5 protein-coding genes are annotated in these 5,374 nt (G+C 62.0%); 4 read left to right on the top strand and 1 reads right to left on the bottom strand.

Features of this window, described 5'->3' with window-relative positions:
* Positions 1-585 (top strand): glycosyltransferase family 4 protein (locus ABYO54_RS13525; RefSeq protein ID WP_372808779.1); only part of this gene is annotated, 585 nt, incomplete at its 5' end.
* A complete protein-coding gene (locus tag ABYO54_RS13520; RefSeq protein WP_372808778.1) occupies positions 582-1,772 on the top strand; it encodes a PQQ-binding-like beta-propeller repeat protein in 1,191 nt (396 codons plus the stop codon). The genes ABYO54_RS13525 and ABYO54_RS13520, both read left to right, overlap by 4 nt.
* Here the strand turns inward: ABYO54_RS13520 and ABYO54_RS13515 are convergent.
* Positions 1,747-1,974 carry a hypothetical protein gene (locus tag ABYO54_RS13515; RefSeq protein ID WP_372808777.1) on the bottom strand — a complete coding sequence of 76 codons (228 nt, stop codon included), beginning with the start codon at positions 1,972-1,974 and terminating at the stop codon, positions 1,747-1,749. The genes ABYO54_RS13520 and ABYO54_RS13515 overlap by 26 nt on opposite strands.
* Before the next feature lie 131 nt (positions 1,975-2,105).
* On the opposite strand from ABYO54_RS13515, the gene ABYO54_RS13510 reads away from it, so the two are divergent.
* Together ABYO54_RS13510 and ABYO54_RS13505 are read left to right on the top strand one after the other, a co-directional pair.
* Entirely contained in the window at positions 2,106-2,759 is a 654-nt protein-coding gene (locus ABYO54_RS13510; RefSeq protein WP_372808776.1) for an ABC transporter ATP-binding protein, read from the top strand.
* A partial coding sequence (locus tag ABYO54_RS13505) for an ABC transporter permease (protein ID WP_372808775.1) occupies positions 2,756-5,374 on the top strand: 2,619 nt, incomplete at its 3' end. The genes ABYO54_RS13510 and ABYO54_RS13505, both read left to right, overlap by 4 nt.

Genomic DNA, 5,374 nt, shown 5'->3' with positions numbered 1-5,374 from the left:
GGCTTTGAACAAGCCCCGCTGGAGTTTGATCCGCCTGTGCTGGGCTACCTCTCGCGCATGAACACGGCGCTGGGCATCGACAAGCTGGTGGACGCGTTCATTGAACTGAAGAAGGTGCCGGGGCTGGAACAGCTGAAACTGCGCGCGACGGGCGGCGCGGTGGGCGACGACCTCAGGTGCGTCGACGAGCAGAAGCGCAAGCTGGCGAGGGCGGGGTGGGCCGACGATGCCGAGTTTGTCGAGGATTTCACCCGCGAAGAACGGCTGGCTTTTCTGCAAACCATTTCGGTGATGTGCGTTCCCGTGGAGCAGGGCGAGGCGTTCGGCTCGTTCATCATCGAATCGATGGCGGCGGGCGTGCCCGTGGTGCAACCGAACGCGGGGGCATTCCCGGAACTGATCGAAGCGACGGGCGGCGGCGTGGTTTATGAAAACCTCGTCGGCGATTTGCGGGCGCTGCTGTTGAATCCGGAACGGGCCCGGGAGCTTGGGGCCAAAGGCCGCGAGGCGGTTTATGAAAACTTCGGCGTCGAGGCCATGGCGCGCAACATGATCTCGGTTTATAGGGAGTTGCTGGCAGGATGATCTTATTTGCCACAGAGGAGCGCAACGGCCGCAAAGAGACAAAGAAGGACGCATGGAAGTTTTTCTTTGTGGTCTTTGCGCTCTTTTGTGGCCCTCCGTCAGAAGGAGCGTGGCCGACCTATCACGGCGGGGCCGACTTGAAGGGCGTGGCGGATGTTGCGCTGGGCGACACGCTGGAGCTGGCATGGCGCTATGATGCGTACGGCGAGGTGTATTCAACGCCCGTGTCGGACGGCGAACGGATTTTCGTTTCGGCGAAGAAGGGGCGGGTGGTCGCGCTGGATTTGACGGGCAAAAAGGTTTGGGAACGAAGCTTCGCGCGGACGAACGATGCGGGCCAGGCGATGGCCTTGCGGTTCGAGGCGCCGCTGGCCTGTACGGATGGGCTGGTCTTCGCCGGCAGCACGCGCGGAACGCTCTTTGCGTTGGATGCCGGGACGGGCGAAACGCGGTGGACCTATGAAACGGATGGGATCATCGTGGGGTCGCCCAACTTCATTCAACCGCTGGAACCGCAGGAGGCGCGGCGCGTGGTTGTGATGGATCAGAGCGAGGGGATGTTGCATTGCCTGGAGGCGGCAACGGGCCGGGTGGTTTGGAAGTCGATGGCGGCGGAGCGGTGCGACGGTACGCCGGGCGTGGCGAATGGACGGATTGCCTATGGCAGCTGCCTGGCGGCGCTGCATGTTTATGCAACCGATGGAACGCATTTGAGGGATATCGAAATCGGCGGCGATGCGCAGATTGCCGGCGGCGTTGCCATCGAGGGCCGGCTGGCGTATGCCGGGCTTCGCGACGGGGCGCTGGCCTGTTTCGACATCGAAGCGGGCGAGGTGCTTTGGAGTAGCGAGGAGTCGGATGAGCAAACCTTCTCGACGCCGGCCGTGACGGAGGTGCTGGTGGTTTATGCCTCGGACGACGGCTTCGTTTATGCGGTCGATAAGAAGGAGGGGAAACCCGTATGGAAATTCAATGCGGGCGGCTTGCCGTATTCGCCAGTGGTGGCGAAGGATCGGGTCGTGGTTACGGTCGATGGCGTGCTCTATCTGCTCAAGCTGTCCGACGGCACGAAGTTGTGGTCGAAAGAGGTCAGCGATGACGCCACGTCTGCGGCGATCATCGGCGGCATGGTCGTGGTGGGTGCGGACGACGGAACCGTAACTAGCTGGCGAGTTTCATTTCCTTGAGGCGATCGTGATAGCAATGGTGATGAATCTTAACAATCGCATTGACCTGCAGGTCGTCCAGACCATTGATCGTCGTGTTCATTTGGGCGACGGGCAGATGCCGGAGTGCATTCAGCGGGCATTCGTCGATCGCTTGCCCGAGCGGGCATTCCAGCGCCAGGCCTTTGACCCAGATTCTTTTGTCGAGCGGTGTGAATCTCATTTTAATGTCGCGCTCCTTTCCTGAGCTACGGCAGGAATTATAAGTTGATATTTTAATCAGTAAAGAAAAACCTGCCAAACAGTGGAAAATAATAAAATTTTATACGAAAAGAAATGAAAAGAGGCTGACGGATGACCGCGCTACTCGACCTGTCCGATATATCAAAGCGATATGATGCCAATACCGGCGTGCTGAACGGCCTGAACCTCACCGTTTCCGCAGGCGAGAGCGTTGGAATCGTGGGCGCATCCGGCTGCGGAAAAAGCACGCTGCTCAATATTGTCGGAACACTCGACCGCCCGGATTCGGGATCGGTCGTATTCGATGGAATCGACGTGTTGAAGCTGGGCGCCATGCCGCTGGCGTCTTTCCGAAACGACCGGATCGGATTCGTGTTTCAGCTGCACCACTTGCTGCCGCAATGCACGGTGCTGGAAAACGTGCTGGTGCCAACGCTGGTGAAGAAGGTCGATGAAAAGGAACGGGCCCTTCAATTGCTGGAACGGGTGGGATTGCAAGACCGCTTGTCGCATCGGCCGGGCCAGCTTTCCGGCGGCGAGCGCCAGCGGGTGGCCGTGGTGCGCGCCCTGATCAACCGGCCCGACCTGCTGCTGGCCGACGAACCGACGGGAGCGCTCAATCGGGCCGGGGCGGATGAGTTGATGGAGCTGTTGCTCGAACTCAACCGCGCGGAAAACCTGACGCTGATCATGGTGACCCATTCGATGCGGCTAGCCGAACGACTCGACCGTGTCTTAACGGTAGAAAACGGGAAGTTGCGATGATTCGCCTGCTGCTCACCAGTCTGCGGTTTTACTGGCGGAACCACGTCGGCGTGCTGCTCGGCGCGGCGTTGGCGGCGGCGGTGCTTACGGGCTCGCTGCTGGTGGGCGATTCGGTCGATGGCTCCCTGCGCCGGTTTGCGCTACAACGGTTGGGTGGAATCGGGCAGGCCATGCACACGCCGAACCGCTTCTTTGCCGCTAGCCTCGCCGAGCGGCTTGCCGACGACGCGGCGGCGGTTTTGCAACTGCGCGGCATGGCGATGACCGACGATCGGCAAATCAACCAAGTGCAGGTGGCCGGATGCGATGCCGCCTTCTGGAAGTTCGCCGGCCTGGATGATGAGCTGGCAGACAACGAAGTTGCGCTCAACGCCAAACTGGCGAGCGCCCTGGCGGTGGAGGTCGGCGACTCGGTTTCGCTGCGCATGGAAAAGCCCGGCCTGTTGCCGCGCGAGGCCCCGCTTTCGGCGCAGAAGGCCGACCGCTCCGTACGCGGACGCTTCCTCGTTGCCCGGATTTTGACCGACGACCAACTCGGGCGCTTCAGCCTCTCCGCAAATCAGGTGGTACCCTACAACGCTTTCGTGAGCCGCAATTGGTTGGAGGAGCGCACGGGATTGCAGGGAAAGGCCAACCTGTTGCTGTCTGCGCGGAATTTCACACTTCATGAAGTGTGCAATCCCGCGGATTTCGGCCTGCGGTTCCGCGAAGTGGGCGACGTGGTCCAGCTGGAGTCGGACAAGATCTACCTCGGCCCGGAAGCGGCGCGTGCGGCGTTGGCGGTTCCCGGCGCGCAGGGTACGTTGACCTATCTGGTGAATTCGATTTCCAAGGATGCAAAATCAACGCCCTATTCATTCGTGCTCGCGAGCGAAAAGGCCGGCGGGACGCCTGCGGAACCGCTTGGCGACGACGAAATCGCCATTAACCAATGGTTGGCCGAAGAGTTGGAAGCCGAGGTGGGCGATGCGGTTTCGATCCGGTATTTCGAGTTGCTGCCGAACGGGAAGTTCGAGGAGCGGGCGCGCGCGTTCACGGTTGCGGCGATCATCGCGATGGATGCCATGGCACCGGAGCGGCAACTGGCTCCCGGCTTCCCCGGGCTGACGGATGTGGACCGCTGCTCGGATTGGGATGTCGGAATCCCGATGGACGAGGAACAGCTGGACGATGCCGTCAACGAGGCCTATTGGAATCAATATAAGCAGACGCCGAAGGCGATTGTTTCGCTGAAGGCCGGGCAGAAAATGTGGTCGAACCGGTTTGGCAACCTGACCGGGGTGCGCTGGGGAAAACATCAAAATATAGGACTGACCCCTCGGGAGGCGTTTGGCAACGCGTTTGATCCGGCGGCCGCAGGCTTTGTTCTTCAGCCGGTGCGCGAGCAGGCGCTGGCGTCGGTGGAGAACGCGATGGACTTTGGCCAGCTGTTCGTCGGGATGAGCTTTTTCTTGATCGTGGCGGCCTTGATGCTGACCGGGCTGTTGTTTGTCTTCGGCATCCAGAACCGCGCGGAGGAGATGGGGATTTTGCTGGCGACGGGCTGGACGCCGGCGGCGGTGCGCAAGGCGGTTTTGGTTGAAGGCGGAATCGTGGCGTTGATCGGTTCGGTGGCCGGTGCCGGGCTGGGGATTGGCTATACCAAGCTGTTGATTGCCGGGCTGTCGCGCTATTGGAGCGGGGCGATCGCGAATTCGGCCATTGAATATGTGGGCCGTCCGGGCACGGTGGCGACCGGGGCGGCGGCGAGTTTGTTCTGCGCCATGGTCGCCATGGCCGTTGCCGTATGGCGCCAGGCGAAGCATCCGGCGCGGGAGCTGTTGGCGGGGAGCGCGGAGCTTGGTGCCGAGGGCTGCGCGAAGCGGCGGGCCGGAAGCCTGCGGTTCGTTGCATCGGCGTGTGCCGTTGGTGCGGTCGGCATTGCGGTCTGGGCGTTGGTTGCCGAGGTGCAGAGCGTGACGATGCCGTTTTTCGGGGCGGGGGCGTTGCTTCTGGTTGCGGGGCTGTTGGCTTGCGGGGAAGCTTTGCGTATCTCGGGCGGGCCGGAAAGTCTGCCCCACATGGGGGCGCTGGCGATTCGGAATATGGCGCGCCGCCGGGGCCGCAGCCTGACGGTGGTGGGGTTGCTCGCCTGCGGGACCTTCCTGGTGTTTGCGGTCTCTTCGATGAAAGAGGATGTGACGGCGCATGCGGACGAGCCGTGGTCGGGCACGGGCGGGTTTGCTTTCTTCGGCGAATCGACGCTGCCGATCACCGACGATGTCGGCGATGTCCGCTTGCGGGTGCGCGACGGCGACGACGCGAGCTGCCTGAATTTGAACCGGGCGCGGACGCCGCGTTTGCTGGGGGTTGATCCGTCGGCGATGTCGGGGCGCGGCGCGTTTTGCGCGGACGAGGATGTGTGGCAATTGCTCAACACCCGGTTGCCGGACGGGATGGTTCCGGCGCTGGTGGGCGATTCGGATACGGCGATGTGGGGGCTGGAAGCCAAGACCGGCATCGAGTCGGGCGATCTACTCGACTATGTCGACGAAGCCGGGAATGCGTTCCGGGTGAAACTGGTGGGCAAGTTGCCGATGCGGCTTTCGGTATTCCAGGGAACGCTGCTCATCTCG

This window comes from Pontiella sp., from assembly GCF_041622395.1.
Classification (GTDB): Bacteria; Verrucomicrobiota; Kiritimatiellia; order Kiritimatiellales; family Pontiellaceae; genus Pontiella.
This window is presented reverse-complemented; position numbering and strand designations above follow the sequence as displayed.

Excerpts from the sequence above, each read along its gene's own strand:
- ABYO54_RS13520 (WP_372808778.1), top strand. The coding sequence starts at position 582 with ATGATCTTATTTGCCACAGAGGAGCGCAACGGCCGCAAAGAGACAAAG.
- ABYO54_RS13515 (WP_372808777.1), bottom strand. The coding sequence starts at position 1,974 with ATGAGATTCACACCGCTCGACAAAAGAATCTGGGTCAAAGGCCTGGCG.
- ABYO54_RS13510 (WP_372808776.1), top strand. The coding sequence starts at position 2,106 with ATGACCGCGCTACTCGACCTGTCCGATATATCAAAGCGATATGATGCC.